Here is a 20386-nt window from a genome sequence, read left to right as displayed (position 1 = left end):
CTAGGACTGGTTATTTAGACTCTTACCATGCGAGTTAAGTGGCGTCCCCTAGGGGATTCGAACCCCTGTTACCGCCGTGAAAGGGCGGTGTCCTAGGCCTCTAGACGAAGGGGACAAAAATTTGCATTTCGAAGCATTGCTTCGAGTAATTTTTGTAAGTGCGACTGCCGAGCCTGCGAGGCTGAGCGGCCTAATTACAAAAACATGCTTTTGTCACTAGGACTGGTTATTTAGACTCTTACCATACGAGTTAAACACCTAAACATTCGAAGTTTAGCCCAACGGGTGGGTAGCGTACACACTGCAGATTTTGGTGGAGCTAGGCGGGATCGAACCGCCGACCTCTTGCATGCCATGCAAGCGCTCTCCCAGCTGAGCTATAGCCCCAAATCTGAGTGCAAGAACAACCAACTTGACGTCGTCATCTCGCTTAGTGCGGGGCGCATTCTATGCAGCCACCAAAACAAAGTCAACATCTTTTAAGTAACTTTTTACCAACCGCAGCAATTTTAAACAAAGCGAGCAAAGCTTGTGCAAGACACTGGTATTTGTGGTTTTTTATTAGTCAAAAAGTTACTTTTAGGCCACCGACCAAAGCCCGAAACTGGCTATTTTACCAAGAACAGGTATTTGCTCAAAAGCGGTGGGCTCTAGTTGAGCCGCTCCTAAGGCCACATGCAAAGGCATCAGATGCTCCTCGCTGGGGTGGCAATATCGCGCTCCGGGAGCAGATTCCCAATTAATTAGATGTTGCGCCCTCTCCTCTTTGGGCATTGACGTATTCAACACCTGCTTTAACCAGGCTTCAAACTCACGGTTATTTTTAATTGCTTCCTTGTTATCAGCCAATCTAAATGCGGCCATATTATGAAAGGAAAAACCGGAGCCTAAAATAAGAACATTATCCAGGTGTGCAATCGTCTTTGCTATTTGCTTACCCAGTTGCAGATGAAGTTGAGGGCTATAATCACGCTGTAGTGAGATTTGCACACAAGGAACATCGGCCTCTGGGTACATTATGGCTAGCGGTACAAATACACCATGATCAAGCCCTCGCTCGGCTTCTTCTACTACAGGGACACCTAGCCCCATTAAACCAGATAATAATTCTTTAGCTAACTGGGGAGCCCCGGGTACGGGATAGTTAATATTGTAGGCCTGTTCTGGAAAACCATAATAGTCATACAATAACTGTGGCTTAGCCTGGGTGTTCACCTTTATCTCCGGCGTATCCCAATGGGCACTGATCACAATAATTGCCGAAGGCTTTGGGATTAAGGTCGCAAACTTTTCTAATGTTTCGACCATTTCCTTGTGCCCTTCATGGCCCAAAAGAGGTAACGGCCCGCCGCCGTGAGAAATAAACGCACTGTAGTTCATTGGTAAGACTTCATCTTATGTATAAGGATTGTAGTTATTGTCTAAAAATCCGCTGTCTGACACTAGGCGCTGGGCGCACAACTCATGTTCAATAGCGCACCGACGGCCCCTGTATTAAGGTGAAATTGATTAAATAGCCCACGCATTGGCTATAAATACCTCACCTAAAACAAAATGTATCATTCAAGTGTTGACAGTCCTTTCTCTCTATCTATAATAGCGCCCCACAACAACGCAGCTAATTAAGTTTGTCAGCAATGTTGTTACCAGATGTGGGTTGTTAGCTCAGTTGGGAGAGCATCGCCCTTACAAGGCGAGGGTCACTGGTTCAAGTCCAGTACAACCCACCACTTTAAAAGTGACGCATCTGAAAATTCTATATGGGTTGTTAGCTCAGTTGGGAGAGCATCGCCCTTACAAGGCGAGGGTCACTGGTTCAAGTCCAGTACAACCCACCATCATCTGATGGAGTTAAGGAAAAACGATGCTTGCATCGCATTATTATCCTTAGCAAGGCGAGGTTTATTGGCAAAGTCCAGTACAACCCACCATTCACTAGCTAGTCTAGTTTCATATAGAATTTAAAAGACCCCGGGTTGTTAGCTCAGTTGGGAGAGCATCGCCCTTACAAGGCGAGGGTCACTGGTTCAAGTCCAGTACAACCCACCATCATTTTTAAGTGACATATCTAATATTTCTATATGGGTTGTTAGCTCAGTTGGGAGAGCATCGCCCTTACAAGGCGAGGGTCACTGGTTCAAGTCCAGTACAACCCACCATATAGAAATCGCAAAAAATTACGTTTTGGGTTGTTAGCTCAGTTGGGAGAGCATCGCCCTTACAAGGCGAGGGTCACTGGTTCAAGTCCAGTACAACCCACCATCTACTAAAACGTAATCCTACTGCGGGTTGTTAGCTCAGTTGGGAGAGCATCGCCCTTACAAGGCGAGGGTCACTGGTTCAAGTCCAGTACAACCCACCACTCTTTGATTCCTTTTTTATCTTAAATAGATGCCACGCATCGCGCTCTTATCCTTAGCAAGGCAAGGTCTATTGGCTTAAATCCAGTACAACCCACCATTCTTTGATTCCTTTTTATCTTAAATAGATGCCACGCATCGTGCTATTCTCCTTAGCAAGGCAAGGTCTATTGGCTTAAGTCCAGTACAACCCACCATTCTTTGATTCCTTTTTATCTTAAATAGATGCCACGCATCGCGCCATTATCCTTAGTAAGGCAAGGTCTATTGGCTTAAGTCCAGTACAACCCACCATTCTTTGATTCCTTTTTATCTTAAATAGATGCCACGCATCGCGCTATTCTCCTTAGCAAGGCAAGGTCTATTGGCTTAGTCCAGTACAACCCACCATTCTTTGATTCCTTTTTATCTTAAATAGATGCCAGGCATCGCGCTCCAGAATCTCGTCCCAAAACAAAACAGCTCCTTTTATCCCCATATCCTGCAAACTTATTTACACTCCCTAACACCATCAAAAAAACCATACCAAAGCATTAGATAACAACTCAATAAAGGCTTACCAAAGACGCAATTTAAGGCTTTACTCTTGATTTACTTGTCAGTCGCGAGTCTAGTTTATATAGTCGATGTAAACGATATTGATCTATTCATGGCATGTCTCAGCAAGTATCCAGTTCAGCCCATATTCTAATCATTGAAGAACAGCCTCTAGCCCTGAGCTATATGAAGCAGTCTTTAGAGCGGCTGGGCTATCGTTCCTTACATTTTGCCGAAAATGCCATAGTGGCCAAAGAGTTGTGCAAAGATCAGCGCTTCGATTTAATCATTTGTGCTTTTAATCTCAGTAAGCATCAGGATGGCTATCAGCTCTATGAAGAACTCAAGGTAAAAAAGCTGATTAAAGGCGCTACCGGTTTTATTTTTATTTCTGCGGAAACCTCGGGGGCCCTAGTACATAGTGTGCTGGAGCTGCATCCCGACGACTTTTTAGTTAAACCCTTTAATACCCTGGAGCTACAAAGCCGCATCGAACGCATTGTCAAACGCAAACATGCTCTCAAAGACGTTTATCAGTTAATCGATGATGAGAATTACTCCAAGGCACTGAAAGTAATCGATGCCAAACTGGTTGCCAATCAGGGCTACGCCGCTGTTTTGTTACGCCTCAAGGGCGAGACCTTACTGCTGCAAAAGCAGTTCGAACAAGGCAAAAGCTTTTTTAAATCTGTGTTGGATATTCAAAAATTTACCTGGGCACGTATCGGCATGGTCGAGGCGTTAATAGGCAATAACGAGCACAACCTCGCCCACCGCATGTTAAAAACCATGTTGGAACGCGACGAAACCCGCTTGGTTGCCTACGACCTGCTTAGCCAGTTGGAAATTAAACTCAACCAGTATGAACAGGCACAGGCTTACCTCAGTGCCGCAACCACCATGGCACCAAGAAACCTGGCACGTCAAACCAATCTGTCACAGGTGGCGCAAATCAATCATGATTACGAGCAAAACTATCAAACCTGTCGCGATATCGCCAAGTTTGCCCCCCACTCGATTCACGACAGCCCCGATGTGTATCTTAATGCCGCCCGAGCAGGGATCGACTATGCCCTCACCACAGATCAGAGCGAGCATATAACCCGGGTTACGCGCCAAACCACCAAATACCTCAATGATCTTAAAAAGCAATTTCCCGATGCCCAACAGCAAATCCAAGTGGATGTGCTCAATGCTCGGCTTTACTACCTTAAAGATGAGCACCACAAAGCGAAAATGCTGCTCGAGCAACTGGTGATTGATGACAGTCCCATCCGCTCCATCGATGGCGCCTTGGATCAGGCCAAGGCTTATCATGAGCTTGGTTTTCATGCCCAAGCCCAGACCCTGTATAACAAGATTATCGACCACTGTGAGCGCTATCCAGAGCGGCGCTCACCGCTGCAACTAAAAACCGCCATGCAACAGCAAAGCGAACGTCGCGACCTCACCATGGGCCCACGTGAACTAAATAACCACGCGGTGGAGAAGTTTAAACAGGGCAACTACCTGCTGGCACTTGAGGCCTTTAGCCAAGCCTTTCGGGTTATGCCGAAAAACCGCAGCATCGCCTTAAATTTACTGCAGTGCCTGTACGAGGGCAGCGTTCGCCAGGGTACCAGTTTTAACCAACTACTGGCCGATAAATGTTGTGCCCTGCTCGATAACAGCAAACTCGATGAGGAAATGAGCACCCGCTACGAAAAAATTAAGCAAAAATACCTTCACGCCCATCCTGCGGCGCTCTGATCCCCTTTGTGCCAAGGCTCTGAAGGCCAGCGCACACTGCTGGCATTGTGCGTCAAAGCCTGTATATTGATGCTATAAATCAATAACAAACGAACCCAAAATGAATAAACTAACAGCCCTGGCTCTTGGTGTGTCACTGGCTTTGGCCGGTTGCCAAGACGCCCCTGCTCCAAAGCAAGAAAAACAACAACAGGCAGCCCCTGCGGCAGCAAGCTCACAGCAAATTGCCAAGGCGGTGGATGCCTATACCCAACGCTTTATCGACCATCAAAGCGCGCTGGCGACCTCCCTGAAATTACCGGCCGAGCAATATGGTCCTTATGCCAGTAAGTTGCCAGACTATTCGGTCGCAGGCATGCAACGCTTGCAACAAGATATGCGCGATGCCGCCAAGCAATTAGGTGCACTGCAACACCCGGCTTTGGCACAAAAAGATGCCCTGCACCTGAAGGTTAACCAGGTGATCGCTAACTACTATGCCGGCGATGCCAACTTTGCCGCGGGGTATATCGATACCTGGGGTGGTCACCTTCCTTATGTGGTTAACCAACTCTCAGGGCCTTTAATCGACCTGCCAAACCTGTTGAAAGATCAACATGAAATAGCTTCAGAGCAAGACGCCAAGGATTATTTAGCCCGTCTTAACGCCTTTAGCGACGTGGTTAAGCAAGTGCAGGAGAAGGTCAATGCCGATGCCAAGTTGGGTGTCATTCTGCCGAAGGCCTTGTTCCCCAATACCCTGGGGTATCTGGAAAACTTCACTTCGGCAGCGCCGGAGGAGCACCCCTTGGTGAGCTCCATGAAAGCCAAGTTGGATAAGCTTGAAGGCTTGAGCGAACAACAAGTGACGGATTATCTGCAGCAAGCCGAAGAAATAGTTCGCAGTAAGATTTACCCCGCTGTTGCGAGCGTCTACAACGACATGCAAGGCCTGCAGAAGAAAGCACCGGAGGAAGTGGGAATCTGGGCTCAACCCAATGGCGAGGCCTTTTACCAACATGAGATCACCTACTTGGGCGACTCAGACCTCAGTGCCGAACAAATCCACCAATTAGGCTTAGATGAAGTTAAACGAATCACTGCCCGTATGGACGAAATTTTAAAGGCAAACGGTTACAGCGAAGGCAGTGTCAACGAGCGCATGCAGCAGCTTAACGCCGAGTCGCGCTTCCTATACGAAGACAGCGATGCGGGTCGCGCCGAGCTGCTGGCATTTTTACGCGATGAAATCGTCACCATAAATAAAAAAGCGCCGGACTACTTTTCCACTCTGCCACCACAAAAGGTTGAGGTACGTCGCATTCCTGTGGCCGTGGAAGCAGGCTCGGCGGGCGGTTACTACAACGGCCCGTCGCTCGATGGTTCACGCCCTGGGGTCTTCTATATCAATCTTAAAGACATGGCCGCGGTACCCAGCTTTGGCATGAAAACCCTGACCTACCATGAAGCCGTGCCTGGACATCATTTCCAGATCGCCTTAAATATGTTGCAACAAGACATTGGCCTAATGCGCCAAAACGCCTCTTTCAATGCCTATGTTGAAGGCTGGGCCCTGTATTCCGAGTTGGTCGCCTATGAAATGGGCATGTATGAGAATGATCCCTTTGGCGATCTCGGTCGCTTGCAGGCCGAAGTGTATCGCGCCGCGCGTTTGGTCGTAGATACAGGTTTGCACTATAAGAAATGGACCCGTCAGCAGGCCATAGATTACTTTGCCGCTGCGACCGGCAGCCCCATGAGCGATGTGGTGCCCGCCATTGACCGCTATATTGCCTGGCCGGGCCAAGCCCTGGGTTATAAACTGGGCATGCTAAAACTGGTTGAGCTTCGCGACCGCGCAAAACAGGCGCTGGGTGATAAGTTTGATATCAAGGCCTTCCATGATGTTATCTTGCTCTCCGGTGCCCGCCCTATGGCGATCGTCGAGCAGGATGTCGATGCCTGGATAGCAACACAGAAATAACAAGCACTCAGGGGCCGTACAGGCCCCTTTTTATTGACCTTTCTGCTTAGAATGTCGCAGACCATAAGCTCGGCGCCACCGAGAGCACCAGCAAGGTTGCCATCAGGGTATTAAACACCCGCAAGCGCCATGGCGATGTTAGCCAGGAGGTAAGCTTTTCTCCTACCAGGCTCCAAGAGCCAACACAGGGCAGGTTCACAAGCGCAAAGATCACACCGATACTCATCACCGTATACACATCCCTCGTTGGCGCGTACACACTGACCGCGCTTAAGGCCATGGTCCAAGCCTTTGGATTGAGCCATTGAAACAGTGCCGCCTGGGTAAAGGTGAAAGGATGTGCGGCCAAGTTCCCCGAGCTCGGTTCACCACTGGTGAAAATCTTGTAAGCCAGATACAGTAAATAGCCAAAACATAATAGCCTCAGCACCTCGAAGCTATAAGGGATAAGATCAAACAACTGCATCACCCCTAGCCCCACCAGCACCAACATCAAACAAAAACCAATGGAAACACCCAGCATATGCGGTATGGTTCGGCGAAAGCCAAAATTAGCGCCTGAACTCATTAGCATTAGGTTATTCGGTCCCGGGGTGAGCGACGACACAGCGGCAAACATAGCCAGTGGCAGTACCATCTCCGCGTTCATATACTTGCACCTCATTCAAAATTTATGCAATTATAGTTAAATTACCAAGCAATTATTGCGCGTTATAGCCTGACCAAAATATTTATACACAACATAAAATGAAAAAAGACAAAATTAACGACAGAATATTGCAAGAACTTAGATCCCATGGTCGTCTTGCTAATGCAGAGCTCGCCGAGCGCGTGGGACTTTCTCCTTCAGCATGTTTACGGCGGGTGCAAGAGTTGGAAAAAAGCGGGGTGATCACTGGCTATCGTGCGACCATCGACAACCAGGCCCTTGGTCAGGGATTCATCGCCTATGTTGGTGTGGGCTTAAACGATCATTCTACTGAGGCACAACAGGCATTTGAACAGGCCTTAGCGGACGTGAAAGAAGTTGTAGAATGTCACAACGTCACCGGTGCGTTTGAGTACTTGCTAAGGGTAGAAACGGCCGATATTAAAACCTACAAGGCATTCCACGCCGATGTCCTCGGAGCCATTGCCCAGGTGCACACCATTACTACCCATATAGTCATGGAGTCGCCTAAGGATGAGCGGGCCTAACCGCTCTCTACCAGCACAGGGTTAATCTTCGGCTTTTTTAATAGCAACGGCGTTAATGCAATAACGCAGGTGTGATGGCGGTGGACCATCAGGAAAAACATGCCCCAAATGGGCATCACAGACATTACAGATGGTTTCTATGCGCTGCATCCCATGACTGCCATCGGCAATATAAGCGATGGCATTGTCGCTTGCTGGCTGGGTGAACGAAGGCCAGCCACTGCCACTGTCAAACTTCTCGGCACCATCAAAGAGCAAATTATCACAACACACACAATGGTAGCGCCCCGGCTCGAACAAGGTGCATGAATCACTGCTAAAAGGGCGTTCTGTGCCTTTTTTACGGGTCACGTAAAAGGCCTCTTCGCTCAGTTGCTCACGCCACTGCTGCTCGGTTTTTTCCACACGATAAGGAGGCTTTGGGTTGCCCTTCGCGCTCATCATAAGAATATTTTGCCAGTTCAACATAGTCACTCCAAAATTTGGCTAGTCGGCAAGGCAACTTTGACACACCTGCGCGCTCCGGGTCTAGCTCTTAGTGCCTAAACGGGCTTAATACTTAGACCCCGGCTCCGGGTTAAAACTGAGATTAGCGGATATAGGCCTTTCCTAAACGAATAATCGCCTGAATGCGATTATCCTCGCGCAGGTCCTTATGATACACAAACCACAGGCTGCTATCGTTATGCGGTTCGATACAATCAAGGCGCTTTAAATGCGGGCACTGCTTGGCTTTGCTGTCATCTATGGGGCCAATACCTAGGCCATTTTCGATAGCAAACTGAATATCGAGTAGGTTGTTGCTCTGGTAGCAAATATTGTTTTCGTCAATGACTTCCAGCACCTGTTTAACAAAGGCTAAATTTCGCTTGCGCCCACCAGGCATCACCCATTGATGTTGATTGAATTCACTGTCACACCTCGGCGCCTGATTCACCTGAAAGTAATGCTCGGAATAATAATAAGAAAAATTAAGGTCGCTCACTTTTAGGGCAATCAAGTCCGCCTGCGTCGGCATGGCACCGGCGCGAATAGACACATGGGCTTTGCCTTCTGCCAGTGGCACTATGTCATCACTGACATCGACTAGGATTTTCAAATCCCGATACTGCTGTTGTGCCTGCACCAGTATCGGATGCAAAAACGAGGAGTATTCGGGTAAGGTGGTGATCTTTAAGGTGCCCTTAACCTGATCGGAAGTTGCAAACAGCTGTGATGGTAACTGGTTGAATCGGCTTTCAATTTCTGGAAAGGTTTCCAATAAACGGGTGCCCGCCTCGGTCATCTGGTAGCCGCGCTGACTGCGAAAAAACAGCTTGCAACCCAGGTCTTTCTCTAAGCGGTTAATTTTCCGTAAGACGGTGGTGTAGTTAATGGCTTCTAATTCTGCCGCCTTCGCCAAAGAGCCTGTAGCAGCAACACGATACGCGATTTTTACATCGTCCCAATTAAACTCTTTCACACTAAAAATTCCAACACTTCTCGAATTAGAAGTTTACCTTTGCGCCGACATTCGTTCGCTCTGCATTTTTGCAGAATCATTATGCATATTTAAGCATTAATTTACCTCGCGATAAAGGATAGCATCACGCCGATAACAAAATTGCTACAACCAGGTACAAGTGTAACTGGTGTTTATCGGAGGGGATATGAGACCAAGAATTGCAATTATCGGCGGTGGTATTGCCGGTTTGGCTTTCGCTATTTACTACAAGAAACTGGGTGGACGCGTCGACATTTACGAACGTAGCCCGCTTTCAGGACGCGAAGGTTTAGGCTTTATCATGCTCGAAAATGGCGTTAAGGCCATGGCCCAACTTGGTTTAGACAAGCAAGCCGCCGAGGTAGGCTACCCGGTTGAACTATGTCATATCGTCGACGACAACAATAACTTGCTGATCGAAGAAACCTTAGAGGGAAGCTACGGCGTCACCCGCAAGGCGTTTTTGGACGTGCTGCTAAACGAAATTCCCTCTGAATGGCTGCATTTTGATCATCAGTTCTCTCATTTTGAATGGCACCAGGACGGCAGCGCTAAGCTAGCCTGTTTTACCAATGGTGAAAAAGTCGAGGCCGATTACTTCCTTGGCTGCGATGGCGGTCGCTCAGCGGTGCGCGCACAAATCTTCCCCGAAGCGAAGCGCTCCGATATCAAGGTTAAAGAGCTGGTGTCCATCGTTAAAAGCCCGGAGCTGGTACAGCAACTTGAAAATAAATTTGTTAAGTACAAACACCTGGACGGCGGCTTGGCGGTTGGTATGGTGCCAGCAGACGAGCAAAGCGTGGTCTGGTTTGTACAATACGACTGCGAGCGCTTCGATATTCTTGATGACAGCGAGACAGGTAAACAGCACTTTGCCGAACGCCTGGTTAGCCAATGGCCCGACCCGATCAATGCCTTGATCCAATTAACGGATTTCTCGCAATCGCATATCTGGAATACCTGTTACCTTATTCCGCTGGAGCGCTTCCACAAGCACAACGTGGTGCTGCTGGGCGATGCGGCCCATGCCCTGCTGCCCTTTACCAGTCAGGGCGTCAACTCGGCCATTGAGGATGCTATTGAACTGGCGAAGATTTTTGAATCAAGCGTCGAGGGCTTTGATGTCACCGCACTGGAGCACTTCTCCGTGATGCGTAAAAGCGTTGTTGCCAACTATCTGACTCAGGGGTTAGCCTTGCAGCAGGAGTTTTTGGCCCCTCATCATCACGAACAGAAAATCCCATTCGCTTTTTAAATTGGAGTTAAATTGATGACTACCTCATTATTTGCACACGATCAGGTGCCCTTGGAGACCTTGCGAACTCGGGCTTACAACTTTCGCTGGGCGGAAACCGATGCCGATATCATTCCCCTCACCGCGGCCGATCCGGACTTTGCGGTAGCAAAAGAAATTCGCCAAGCAATCGCCGATTATGCCCAAAGCGGGGTGTTTTCCTATGGCCCACACCAGGGTTTGCCTGAATTTAAAAACGAATTGGCCAATGCCCTGGCACTACGTAAAGACTATCGCCTTAACCCGGAACTGATCTTACCCATCGACAGTGCCGCCAGCGGTATGTATGCAACCGCACGTTTTTGCCTTGAACCCGGTGATGAAGCCATTATTTTCGATCCGGTTGATTTTCTCTTCGAACAGTCGGTGTTAGCGGCTGGCGGTAAGGTGATCCGTTGCCCTTATGATAAAGACACAGGGCGTTTCAAGCTGGAGCTATTACCTGAGCTGGTGAGCGATAAAACCCGCCTAATCGGCGTGTGTAACCCGCACAACCCATTGGGTAAGATTATTCCCTTGGAAGATTTAAAGACCATCGCTGAGTTTGCCAACCAGCACCAGCTTTGGATCATGAACGACGAAATTTGGTCGGATATCATCTATCCAGAAAAACAATTTACCAGTTTCCATCACCTGGCTCCCGAACTGTGTGAGCGCGTGATCACCGTCTATGGTTTTTCCAAGGCCTTTGGTTTAGCCGGTCTGCGTGTTGGTGCGGTGATCTCCCCCAATGCCGACGTGCATCAAAAAATTGTCGATGCCGCCTATGTGATGACCACTGCCGGTGGGGTTTCAACCATATCGCAGGTTGCCGCTACCACTGCACTGAAAAGCTGCTGGTATTGGGTGGATGCCTTTATCGAGCATCTAACGGCGCTTCGCGATCACGCGGTGAAAAGACTAAATGCCATTGAAGGCGTTAGCTGTCAGGCCCCAGAAGCCACCTATTTGTTATTTGCCGATATTTCCGCAACCGGACTGGAAGCGGAAGAACTGGTCGAGCACCTGCGCAACTATAAGGTCGCCGTCGTACCGGGCAATGAACGCTTCTTTGGCCCTGGCGCCAAGGGCCATATTCGTATTTGTTTTGCCACCAGCATGGACATTTTAGACCAGGGTCTGGACCGCATTGAGGCGGGGATCAACGCATTAAGGCAGGAAAAGTAATGGAATGTGATGCGGATATCGGCTGTGTTATGCCGAACTATGAGACTAAAAAGGATCTTGAGGCCAACACCACTTCGACCGAGCAAGTGCACCTGGTTTTCGTCACCGACCCTATTTGTTCTCATTGCTGGGCCTTAGAGCCGGTTTGGCGCCGACTGAAATTAAACTACCAGGTTAACGAGCGCTATATTCATGGTGGCCTGTTGCCGGGCTGGGAGAACTTTGGCGATCCAGGCAATGGCATCGCCAAACCCACGGATGTAATCGGCCACTGGCAGCAGGTGGCTCAGCACTACCAGCAGCCCATTGACCCTTCAATGTGGGCCAAGGATCCGATCAGCAACTCGTATATTCTTTGTCGAGCGGCCATTGCCGTACGCTTACTGGCTCCCAATCTGGAATCGGCCTTTGTGCGCCTGATGCGTGAGCGCATCTTCCTCTATGCCGAAAATATGGCAAAAGATGAAGCACTTGCTGAGCTGGTGACATCCATGGGTCTGGACGGACAAGCATTTGCTACCTTGCTCCATAGTGAGCAGGTACTGACGATCTTTAACACAGAGCAACAGGAAATGATGCAGCTGGGCGCCCGCGGCTTCCCTTCACTGATTTTCAACGGTGACAACGCCTTTAGACTGGCCGGCTCACAGCCGTATCAAAACCTCGAGCGCGCCTTGGTGTTGATGGGTGAAGCGCAACCGAAACGTCGCCATTTAACCGTACAGCAAAAATTAACATCCTACCCAAGCTGGACGTTACGTGAAGCCTGTGAGGTATTGCAGGTAAGCGCCGAGGAAGCGCGCATCGAACTGCACCAGTTCGGCTTTATCGAAAGTCAGATTGCCGGCGGCAGCTTCTGGCACAAACCGGCGCTCTAAGCGCCCCAGATTACGTGCAGGCATTAGGTGAATACTCTCCCTATTCACTTATTGCCTATGCACTTTCCTCTGCCAGCCACTCCACTTTGGTATCGGCAAGTACCGAGCGCATATAGGTATGCAGGCTTTCCTTGGAGCCAACCACACTGAGTCGAACCACCCTATCCTCCGCTATAAACTCCAGACCGTGCTCATAAATCCGTACGGATGAAATAGTCTCTATGGGCAGCGTGTACCAGGGGCCATGGAAGTCAAAAAAGCCTGCCAGTGAGCAAAGCTTTAACTGCCTTTGTTCACGCCGAACAAAGCGGCTCACCGGATTGCGAGCGATAAACCAGGGAGTCAGGCGATAGAGGCAGGAGGTCAAGGCCACGACATAGGACAACATCAGCGTCATGCGCAAAAGCGGCCAAGGTGCCGTTAACCAGAGCATGATAACCACCGGCAGCACAGCGCCCAAGGTAAACTTGGCCAGGGTCGTATCTATGGGTCGCGGCGAGATATGGGTGCCAAACACCCTATTCTTCCTTATTTTTCTGGTCTTGTTTCTTACTCTCTAGCTCATCCGGCCAATCGGCAAAAAACACCCGTAAATAGCGGCTACGCATTAAATACAGGATGATCCAGGCGACCGCCACCGCCTGAACGGCAATATAAAAGGAAAATCGATAGTACTGCTGTGAAGCCTGTAAAATAAGCCAGGCTAAATCGAGCACGGCGCATAGCACCAGGGGCCAGCGCATATGCCGCCACAGGGACTTTAATTTGGGGTTGCTACCGGGGCGGCGCAGGGAATAAACCGTGGCCGGCACTATCGCGATAGCCGCTATGGCCAAGGCTACAAAAAAGTCCTGCTTTTGCCGATATACCAGGGCCACTAAATCGAGCTCGGGGCGTCGAGATATGGCCGCAAAGGCCCAAATAAGATAGGGGCGCAGCAATATCATCAGGGCGAGAGTAAAGCCTATCGGGGTGCGATAAGCGCCATGCTTATCCCAATATTCCGGACCATAATGTTTCACAGCTGGGATTTCCTGTCCGCCAGTACCCCTACCAGGATAAAGGCGGCAAATACCATCAGCGGCAAATAGGTGCTGCCGAAAAACATCAGAGCCTTAGCCATAAAGGGGCTCACCCACAGGGTTAACACCCCTAAACCAAAGGCACTGACGAGCACAAATACTAAGGTGCGCAGCAAAAAGTGCTTACCGGCCACCAGCTTCTTAACGGTTTTGATCACATCGCCAGCATACAGTCCGATAATACAGACCACGAACACCAGGGCGATGTCACCGAGATGGGGTGACAACCACTGACCAAAACGAAATAAGCCCGACTCCAGCCAGGCGATAAAATCATTCATGGCTTAGGCACCGTGTTCGGCAAACAAGGCCATTAAGTCGTCTTCACTGAGAATCTCAATGCCCAGCTCCTGCGCCTTGGTGAGTTTAGAGCCGGCCTTTTCTCCGGCCACCAGGGCATGCGTTTTCGCCGACACACTGCCCGCCACCTTAGCACCCAGAGTCTGTAAGCGTGCCTTAGCATCGTTACGGGTCAAAGTATGCAAGGTTCCGGTAAGCACATAGGTTAAGCCGGTGAGTGGTTGCTCACTTTCGCTTTTAACCTCGAGCGCTGGCCAGTGTACGCCTTCGTCGAGCAAGGCCTGAACAACGCCTTGGTTTGACTCCTCACTAAAGAAGCTGTGGATATGCTTGGCGACTATCTCACCCACATCACTGACTTCCTGTAGCTGCTCTATGCTCGCCTGCATAATGGCATCCAGGGTGAGGTAATGATTGGCCAGGTTTTGCGCCGTTGCCTCTCCTACCTCGCGTATACCCAGGGAATAAATAAACTTGGCCAGCGTTGTGGTCTTGGCTTCCTCCAACGCATTCACCAGATTAGCCGCCGACTTCGGTCCCATGCGCTCCAGGCTTTCAAAATGACCCTGGCGTAATTGGAACAGTTCAGCCGGAGTATGGATCAGTTCACGTTCCACCAATTGCTCAACGATTTTATCGCCCAGACCATCGATATCCATGGCCTTGCGCGAGGCGAAATGTTTAATCGCTTCCTTACGCTGAGCCGCACATACTAAACCGCCGCTACAACGAGCCACCGCCTCGCCTTCAATGCGCTCGACGTGGGAATGGCATACGGGGCACTGGCTTGGGAAAATTATGTCTTTGGCATCCGCCGGACGCTGCTCCAGCACCACCTGAGTGATCTGCGGGATCACATCACCAGCACGGCGCACCACCACGGTATCGCCAATTTTAACCCCTAAGCGGGCAATTTCATCGCCATTATGTAAGGTGGCGTTAGACACCGTCACCCCACCCACGTACACGGGCGCCAAGCGCGCAACGGGTGTAATGGCACCGGTGCGACCAACCTGGAATTCCACATCCAGCAACTGGGTGATCTCTTCTTGCGCCGGGAATTTAAAGGCAATGGCCCAACGCGGCGCTCGGGCCACAAACCCCAGCTGCTCTTGCGCGTCTTTATCGTTAACCTTGATCACCACGCCATCGATTTCATATTTGAGCTCGCCGCGGCGCGTCAGTATATCCTTGTAATAGGCAATGGCCTCGGCGGCGCCATTAACCAGCTTGGTCTCGGGACACAGTGGCAGACCCCAATCTTTCAGCTGATGTAGCTGTTCGAAGTGACCGCCCGCCAGCTCGGCGCCGGTGACCTGGCCCATGGAATAGGCGTAGAACATCAGCGGGCGTTTGGCGGTGATTTTTGAGTCGAGCTGGCGCAAACTGCCAGCAGCGGCATTACGCGGGTTTGCAAACACCTTGCCGTCGTTCGCTTTAGCTTCCTCGTTAAGGCGATGGAAACCGGCCAAGTCCATAAACACCTCACCACGTACTTCCAGCTCTTCGGGAAAGTCACCGCGCAGCTTCAAGGGAATATTGCGGATGGTTTTGACGTTCTCGGTAATGTTCTCACCAACCTGGCCGTCGCCGCGCGTCGCCGCCTGCACCAGCACCCCGTCACGATACAGGATAGACACCGCTAAACCATCGAGTTTAGGCTCGCAACAAAAGGTTTGCTGGCTACTTGCGGCCAAACGGTCGTTGATACGCTTATTAAAGGCGTTGAATTCATCTTCATCAAAGGCGTTGTCGAGGGACAACATGGGTACCTGGTGAGTCACCTGGGAGAATTTGCTCAATGCCGTGCCACCTACCTTTTGGCTCGGCGAATCAGGGCTTTGCAAATGTGGATGCTCTGCCTCCAGCGCCTGTAACTGACGCATAAGACGGTCATATTCGGCATCGGGAATGCTGGGGTGATCCAATACATAATAATTGTAATTATGCTCCTCCAACGTGGAGCGTAGCTCGGCAATCTGTTGCTCAGGCGTGAGACTCATATCTACCTCGATAAAAAAGCCACCGGGTGGTGGCTTAGTTTAAATGTGTTTCCCTGCGTGCTTCACCTTAGAAATATAAGGCTAACACCGCAGGATTAAGCGTACTCGCGGACTTTTTCCACGTACTCGCGAATGCCGTTTACGCTCAGCGGCTGACGGTTTTGATCCAACAGCTCGGCACCAAACTCTTCGGCCAGCTTTTTCGCAGCACTGTGCAGCATATTAAAGGTGGTCATGGCCTCGCCTTCGTTCGGCAAGGTCATAAACAGGCTGATACCTGCGGTGCTAAATTGCTCCATATTATCGATATCAAAGGTGCCCGGGTTGTACATGTTCACCATGCGAAACAGTACTGGGCCTTGGCCACTGCTGTGTTCGTGGCGATGGAAAAAACCGTCGTCGGAATATTTGAAGCCCAGAGTTAATACCAAAGGCAATAATTTGGCGCCCTGCATTTGCAGACCCTCGGGCATATGCACATGGATAATCACAAAATCTTCCGGCTGCACTGCACTGGGCTGGGTCTCATGTTTATGTTCCTGGCCAGCATCCGCTTGCTCATCTTCTTCGATGGCAAAATTACCCACACTCGGCTCTTCATCGTCCAAGGCATTAAAGCTTGGCTCTTCACGCACATCAGAGTTCACCGACGGGTCCACAGACTGGTTCGCCAAAGGGCTCGCTGTACTACTCGCAGTATTCGATGCGTCCTGAGGCGCCTGTGTTGGCTCACTCGCAACCGCCGGCGCTGCCTTTGGTTGCTCTGGGGCTGGGGCCTTGGTTTTGGTCGCTGCGGTGTTATCGACCGCTTGCGAACGCTTGCGCACCGACCAGAGGCCGTGAATTAGCAAACCACCAATTACTACCGCACTGATTAGAATTAATACCCATCTGAGATCTTCGGCCATCCCCTCACCTTTATTCTTAGTTTGTTCAATTAACTGGCTTGAGCCATTTCCATTGCTTGCTCAATATCCACCGCTACCATACGTGACACTCCAGGTTCCGCCATAGTCACACCGGTCAGGCGCCCCGCCATTTCCATGGCAATTTTATTATGGCTGATGTATATAAATTGCACGGTTTGCGACATTTCTTCAACCAGACGGCAAAAACGGCCGACATTGGCATCATCTAACGGCGCATCAACCTCGTCAAGCATACAAAATGGTGCTGGATTGAGCCTGAATATAGAAAACACCAATGATAATGCGGTCAGCGCTTTTTCTCCACCACTTAACAAATGGATTGTGGAATTTTTCTTGCCTGGCGGCCGAGCCATTATCGCCACCCCGCTTTCAAGTAAGTCATCGCTGGTCAATTCCAAATAGGCTGAGCCGCCACCAAAGACCTTGGGAAACAGCTCCTGGAGATCATCATTGATCTGCTCGAAGGTGGCCTTAAACTGGGCCTTGGTCTGGCGGTCTATTTTGGCGATGGCCGCTTCCAGCGTCTGCATCGCCTTGGTGAGATCGTCTAGCTGCTCATCCAGATACTGTTTGCGCTCCTTGGCACTGGCAAACTCGTCGATGGCGGCCAGGTTCACCGCCCCCAAATCGCTTAACTGCTTGTCCAAGTTGGTGAGCTGCGCCTGCCAACGTCCGGCCTGGGCATCTTGCGGCAGGGTTTCGAGCACGGCTTTCAAGCTGGTATTGAGCTCTTCCAGCGGTGCCAAGGCCTGTTGCGCCTTTAAGGTCAGGGTTTGCTCTGACAACAAGGCCTGCTGGATTTGCTCTTGCAGTTGCTCTCTTTGTTGTTCGCCTTGAGCCAATTTATCCTTATTTTGCTGCAACTCGCTTTGGGCCTGTTCGAGCTGCTGCTGCAAGGCCAGTTGTTCGTTGCCGAGCAGCTCTTTTTGCTCCAGCAACTGGGCGATTTGTTCTTCCTGCACGGCGATGGGCTCGGCGACCTCCTGCTGTTCGGCTTCGGCCGCGGCTAATTGCCCGCACACCAATTCCAGCTCACGTTCAATGTTGTCTTGCTTGCTCTGACTTAAGGTCAGCTCACTGTGCAGGCGCTCGGTGTTAATGTGCGCTTCGTTAATCTGCCCCTGAATATCTTGCACACGCAATTGGGCCTGTTTCAAGGCCTGCTGGGCTTGCTCAAACTGGTGGTGTTCTTGATCTGAATTATGCTCCGCCTGTGCCAGGGCTTCCTCGGCTTGCTCAATGCGCGCCTGCTGTTGCTCCAGCACCAATTCTGCCGCCTCAACTTGCTCGGCCAGGGTGTGTGCTCGGGTCTGCAAACGCACTAGCTCCTGTTGCCATTGCTGAGCCTGCTCTTTTTGCAGCTCCTGGCGGGTTTGCATGCTAGCGTAGGATTTAGAATACTCGTGGACTTCCTGCTTAGCCTGCTCCAAGGAGGCTTTAAGCGCTTCGTGCTCGCCGTTAAGCTGCTCCAGCTCTTTTTCTATCGCCGGTAGTTTATCCTGGCGCTGCCCTAAAGCCGTATCCAATTCCTGTAGTTGCTGACGCTGAGCCAGCACCCCAAGTTGCTCACGGTTAGCCTGCAAACACCAGTGACGGCCATGCAAATGAGCATTGGCATCTATCACGGCGAGCCAGTTGGGGTCATCCAAGACTCGGGTATCCCCTTTGGCATCAAAGGCAATACGGTGCAACAGATCCGGATAGCGTCCGGATTGAATAAACTGGGCGACGGATTGCCGAGGCGCTGTCTCGGTTTGTGGTCCCAGCCAGTCGCCACTGCTATCGTCGCTTACCTGCAAGCGACGAAGTTGCATCAGGGCGACTTCGATGACTTGTTCATAGCCCGGTTGCACCTCAAGCTGAAACAGCATGCCATTTCCTTGTTCTTCTTGTTCGTCCTGCAACACAGAGTGAATGGCATCGCGTTTGGCGCCCAGCTCCTGAATATGACGCTGCAGGCTTTGCTGCTCCTGGCGGGCGTGATGCAATTCTTCCTCGTTGGCCAACAAGGCCTGCTCATGTTGCAGTTGCGCACTTTGCGCCTTGGCGAGGCGCTCGGTCAGGGCCTTGCTTTGTCGCTCGCTCTCTTCGAGTTGCTGCACCAAGGAGGCTTGCTGATGACGGGCAAGGGCGGCGTTATTATCCTCTACTTGCTGTTGTAAGGCCTGTACGCTGGCGGCGGCGCCTTGATGCTCGTGTCGGCATTGCTGGAGCTGGCGCTGATGTTGATATAAAAACTCGCGCTGCTGGTGCTGTTGATGTTGCAACTGAGCAAACTGTTCCTCGGCCTCATCGCGCACCGTCTGGCACTCCAACAGGGCTTCTTGCAACTCTTCACTGAGCTGTTGCTGCTGTTCATATCGGGCTTGATGCTGGGCGACGAACTCGTTTTGTTGGCGCTGCGCCTCGAGCAGCTGCGTCTGCTGTTGCTGATTTTGCGCTATGCTGGCCTGCAATTGGTGGGCCCGCTGCTTGGCATGAATTTGTTGCAGCTCCAAACGCGCCAGTTGGTTGTCGGTTTGAAATATTTGCTGCTGGTTATGATTGAGTGCCGCACTGGTATCATCCAATTGCTGCTGATAGGCACTGAGTACATCCTGCTCACCGCGGTGGGCATCTTTAAAAAATGCCAGCTGCTCTTTCAGCTCGGCGAGTTGCTCGGATTGTTGCAACTGCTGTTGATGCAGCTTTTGCCATTTAAGCACCGCCAGCTCGCCCTTATAGCGGCGCTGCTGCGCTTTCAGCTCACGATAACTGCTGGCTTGCTGCGCCTGATGTTCTAGCTTATCGAGCTGGGTTTGCAACTCGGCACGCACATCAAGCAGACGCTCGAGATTTTCCTTGGTGCTGCGAATACGGGTTTGCGTCTCTCGGCGCCGCTCCTTGTATTTGGACACACCGGCGGCTTCTTCGATAAAGACCCTTAGTTCCAGTGGCTTACTTTCGATCAGCCGGGAAATCATGCCCTGCTCAATAATGGCATAGCTACGCGGCCCAAGACCTGTGCCTAAGAAGATGTCGGTAATATCGCGCTTGCGGCATTTACTGCCGTTGAGGTAATACAGAGACTGGCCGTCGCGGGTCACCACCCGCTTAATGGCGACCTGATTGCGCGCCGCCATGGTACCGGGCAAGCGACCCAGGGTATTGTCAAACACCAGTTCCACCGAGGCTTGGGAAACCGGTTTACGGGTCGCAGCACCGTTAAAAATCACGTCCGTCATGGCATCACCACGGAGGTTTTTTGCCGAGCTTTCACCGAGCACCCAGCGCACCGCATCGATAACATTGGATTTGCCACAGCCGTTTGGCCCCACCACACAGGTCATGGGGTCGGGAAAAGGGATCTTTGTGGCATCAACGAAGGACTTAAAACCCGCCAGTTTTATGCTGCTTAAGCGCATTACGCCTCATTATTCTTATTGTTAGTGGCAACATCTGCTT

General features: G+C 50.7%; 16 protein-coding genes and 8 tRNA genes. 12 read left to right on the top strand and 12 right to left on the bottom strand.

Translation table 11 applies throughout. The annotated features are described in order from the left end of the window. Positions 1–39: 39 nt before the first annotated feature. The 3 genes from KD147_RS14620 to KD147_RS14610 all read right to left on the bottom strand — a co-directional run bounded on the left by KD147_RS14620 (position 40) and on the right by KD147_RS14610 (position 1380). Positions 40–115 (bottom strand) — tRNA-Glu (locus tag KD147_RS14620). 196 nt (positions 116–311) lie between these two features. Then, positions 312–387, bottom strand: a tRNA-Ala gene (locus KD147_RS14615). A 192-nt stretch (positions 388–579) separates the two neighbouring features. After that, positions 580–1380 (bottom strand): DODA-type extradiol aromatic ring-opening family dioxygenase, encoded by an 801-nt coding sequence (locus KD147_RS14610; protein WP_212548316.1) that lies wholly within the window; start codon positions 1378–1380, stop codon positions 580–582. A 274-nt stretch (positions 1381–1654) separates the two neighbouring features. Between KD147_RS14610 and KD147_RS14605 the strand changes: the two genes are divergently transcribed. From KD147_RS14605 to KD147_RS14570, 8 genes are all read left to right on the top strand, one after another. Continuing rightward, a tRNA-Val gene (locus KD147_RS14605) sits at positions 1655–1730 on the top strand. Positions 1731–1762: 32 nt separating this feature from the next. Beyond that, positions 1763–1838: transfer RNA gene (locus tag KD147_RS14600), tRNA-Val, on the top strand. Positions 1839–1973: 135 nt separating this feature from the next. Next, a tRNA-Val gene (locus KD147_RS14595) sits at positions 1974–2049 on the top strand. Between the two features lie 34 nt (positions 2050–2083). After that, positions 2084–2159, top strand: a tRNA-Val gene (locus KD147_RS14590). 27 nt (positions 2160–2186) lie between these two features. After that, positions 2187–2262, top strand: a tRNA-Val gene (locus KD147_RS14585). A 24-nt stretch (positions 2263–2286) separates the two neighbouring features. Then, positions 2287–2362, top strand: a tRNA-Val gene (locus KD147_RS14580). A gap of 652 nt (positions 2363–3014) precedes the next feature. Continuing rightward, the gene (locus KD147_RS14575) at positions 3015–4646 is read left to right on the top strand and encodes a response regulator (protein ID WP_212548315.1); all 1632 of its coding nucleotides are present in this window, start codon (positions 3015–3017) and stop codon (positions 4644–4646) included. 100 nt (positions 4647–4746) lie between these two features. Then, the gene (locus KD147_RS14570; RefSeq protein ID WP_212548314.1) at positions 4747–6609 is read left to right on the top strand and encodes a DUF885 domain-containing protein; all 1863 of its coding nucleotides are present in this window, start codon (positions 4747–4749) and stop codon (positions 6607–6609) included. A gap of 46 nt (positions 6610–6655) precedes the next feature. Here KD147_RS14570 and KD147_RS14565 read toward each other — a convergent pair whose 3' ends face one another. Beyond that, positions 6656–7258, bottom strand: coding sequence for a LysE family translocator (locus KD147_RS14565; protein ID WP_105255064.1), 603 nt, complete (start codon positions 7256–7258; stop codon positions 6656–6658). A 98-nt stretch (positions 7259–7356) separates the two neighbouring features. Here KD147_RS14565 and KD147_RS14560 point away from each other — a divergent pair, with 98 nt between their 5' ends. After that, the gene (locus KD147_RS14560) at positions 7357–7806 is read left to right on the top strand and encodes an Lrp/AsnC family transcriptional regulator (protein ID WP_212548313.1); all 450 of its coding nucleotides are present in this window, start codon (positions 7357–7359) and stop codon (positions 7804–7806) included. Between the two features lie 21 nt (positions 7807–7827). Here KD147_RS14560 and msrB read toward each other — a convergent pair whose 3' ends face one another. Both msrB and KD147_RS14550 read right to left on the bottom strand, forming a co-directional pair. After that, entirely contained in the window at positions 7828–8274 is a 447-nt protein-coding gene (gene msrB, locus KD147_RS14555) for a peptide-methionine (R)-S-oxide reductase MsrB (RefSeq protein ID WP_105255062.1), read from the bottom strand. Between the two features lie 121 nt (positions 8275–8395). Beyond that, positions 8396–9268: a LysR family transcriptional regulator gene (locus KD147_RS14550; protein ID WP_105255061.1), complete on the bottom strand. Its 873-nt coding sequence runs from the start codon at positions 9266–9268 to the stop codon at positions 8396–8398. Positions 9269–9455: 187 nt separating this feature from the next. Here KD147_RS14550 and KD147_RS14545 point away from each other — a divergent pair, with 187 nt between their 5' ends. Genes KD147_RS14545 through KD147_RS14535 form a run of 3 tightly spaced genes read left to right on the top strand, consistent with a single transcriptional unit; the run spans position 9456 to position 12628 of the window. Next, positions 9456–10544 carry an FAD-dependent oxidoreductase gene (locus KD147_RS14545; protein WP_105255060.1) on the top strand — a complete coding sequence of 363 codons (1089 nt, stop codon included), beginning with the start codon at positions 9456–9458 and terminating at the stop codon, positions 10542–10544. Positions 10545–10559: 15 nt separating this feature from the next. Further along, positions 10560–11750 carry a pyridoxal phosphate-dependent aminotransferase gene (locus tag KD147_RS14540; RefSeq protein ID WP_105255059.1) on the top strand — a complete coding sequence of 397 codons (1191 nt, stop codon included), beginning with the start codon at positions 10560–10562 and terminating at the stop codon, positions 11748–11750. Continuing rightward, a complete protein-coding gene (locus KD147_RS14535) occupies positions 11750–12628 on the top strand; it encodes a DsbA family protein (protein ID WP_212548312.1) in 879 nt (292 codons plus the stop codon). Before KD147_RS14540 ends, KD147_RS14535 begins: the two co-directional genes overlap by 1 nt. Positions 12629–12683: 55 nt before the next feature. Here the strand turns inward: KD147_RS14535 and KD147_RS14530 are convergent, their stop codons facing one another. From KD147_RS14530 to KD147_RS14505, 6 genes are all read right to left on the bottom strand, one after another. Next, on the bottom strand, positions 12684–13145 hold the full coding sequence (locus tag KD147_RS14530) for a hypothetical protein (protein WP_212548311.1): 462 nt from the start codon (positions 13143–13145) through the stop codon (positions 12684–12686). Between the two features lies 1 nt (position 13146). Further along, on the bottom strand, positions 13147–13650 hold the full coding sequence (locus KD147_RS14525) for a DUF2919 domain-containing protein (RefSeq protein WP_199774887.1): 504 nt from the start codon (positions 13648–13650) through the stop codon (positions 13147–13149). Next, positions 13647–13991 carry a DUF3392 family protein gene (locus KD147_RS14520; RefSeq protein WP_105190399.1) on the bottom strand — a complete coding sequence of 115 codons (345 nt, stop codon included), beginning with the start codon at positions 13989–13991 and terminating at the stop codon, positions 13647–13649. Before KD147_RS14520 ends, KD147_RS14525 begins: the two co-directional genes overlap by 4 nt. A gap of 3 nt (positions 13992–13994) precedes the next feature. Further along, positions 13995–16013 carry an NAD-dependent DNA ligase LigA gene (gene ligA, locus KD147_RS14515; protein WP_212548310.1) on the bottom strand — a complete coding sequence of 673 codons (2019 nt, stop codon included), beginning with the start codon at positions 16011–16013 and terminating at the stop codon, positions 13995–13997. Between the two features lie 95 nt (positions 16014–16108). Further along, entirely contained in the window at positions 16109–16921 is an 813-nt protein-coding gene (gene zipA / locus KD147_RS14510) for a cell division protein ZipA (protein ID WP_212548309.1), read from the bottom strand. A 29-nt stretch (positions 16922–16950) separates the two neighbouring features. Next, a complete protein-coding gene (locus KD147_RS14505; RefSeq protein ID WP_212548308.1) occupies positions 16951–20346 on the bottom strand; it encodes a chromosome segregation SMC family protein in 3396 nt (1131 codons plus the stop codon). Between the last annotated feature and the right edge of the window lie 40 nt (positions 20347–20386).

Origin of the sequence: Pseudoalteromonas sp. BDTF-M6, assembly GCF_018334135.1 — a bacterium.
Classification (GTDB): domain Bacteria; phylum Pseudomonadota; class Gammaproteobacteria; order Enterobacterales; family Alteromonadaceae; genus Pseudoalteromonas.
Note: the sequence above shows the minus strand (reverse complement) of the source record. Positions and strands in the feature narration are given on the sequence as shown.

Excerpts from the sequence above, each read along its gene's own strand:
- KD147_RS14535 (WP_212548312.1), top strand. The coding sequence starts at position 11,750 with ATGGAATGTGATGCGGATATCGGCTGTGTTATGCCGAACTATGAGACT.
- KD147_RS14560 (WP_212548313.1), top strand. The coding sequence starts at position 7,357 with ATGAAAAAAGACAAAATTAACGACAGAATATTGCAAGAACTTAGATCC.
- KD147_RS14610 (WP_212548316.1), bottom strand. The coding sequence starts at position 1,380 with ATGAACTACAGTGCGTTTATTTCTCACGGCGGCGGGCCGTTACCTCTT.
- KD147_RS14565 (WP_105255064.1), bottom strand. The coding sequence starts at position 7,258 with ATGAACGCGGAGATGGTACTGCCACTGGCTATGTTTGCCGCTGTGTCG.
- KD147_RS14545 (WP_105255060.1), top strand. The coding sequence starts at position 9,456 with ATGAGACCAAGAATTGCAATTATCGGCGGTGGTATTGCCGGTTTGGCT.
- KD147_RS14570 (WP_212548314.1), top strand. The coding sequence starts at position 4,747 with ATGAATAAACTAACAGCCCTGGCTCTTGGTGTGTCACTGGCTTTGGCC.
- KD147_RS14575 (WP_212548315.1), top strand. The coding sequence starts at position 3,015 with ATGTCTCAGCAAGTATCCAGTTCAGCCCATATTCTAATCATTGAAGAA.
- msrB (WP_105255062.1), bottom strand. The coding sequence starts at position 8,274 with ATGTTGAACTGGCAAAATATTCTTATGATGAGCGCGAAGGGCAACCCA.
- zipA (WP_212548309.1), bottom strand. The coding sequence starts at position 16,921 with ATGGCCGAAGATCTCAGATGGGTATTAATTCTAATCAGTGCGGTAGTA.
- KD147_RS14505 (WP_212548308.1), bottom strand. The coding sequence starts at position 20,346 with ATGCGCTTAAGCAGCATAAAACTGGCGGGTTTTAAGTCCTTCGTTGAT.
- KD147_RS14520 (WP_105190399.1), bottom strand. The coding sequence starts at position 13,991 with ATGAATGATTTTATCGCCTGGCTGGAGTCGGGCTTATTTCGTTTTGGT.
- KD147_RS14540 (WP_105255059.1), top strand. The coding sequence starts at position 10,560 with ATGACTACCTCATTATTTGCACACGATCAGGTGCCCTTGGAGACCTTG.
- ligA (WP_212548310.1), bottom strand. The coding sequence starts at position 16,013 with ATGAGTCTCACGCCTGAGCAACAGATTGCCGAGCTACGCTCCACGTTG.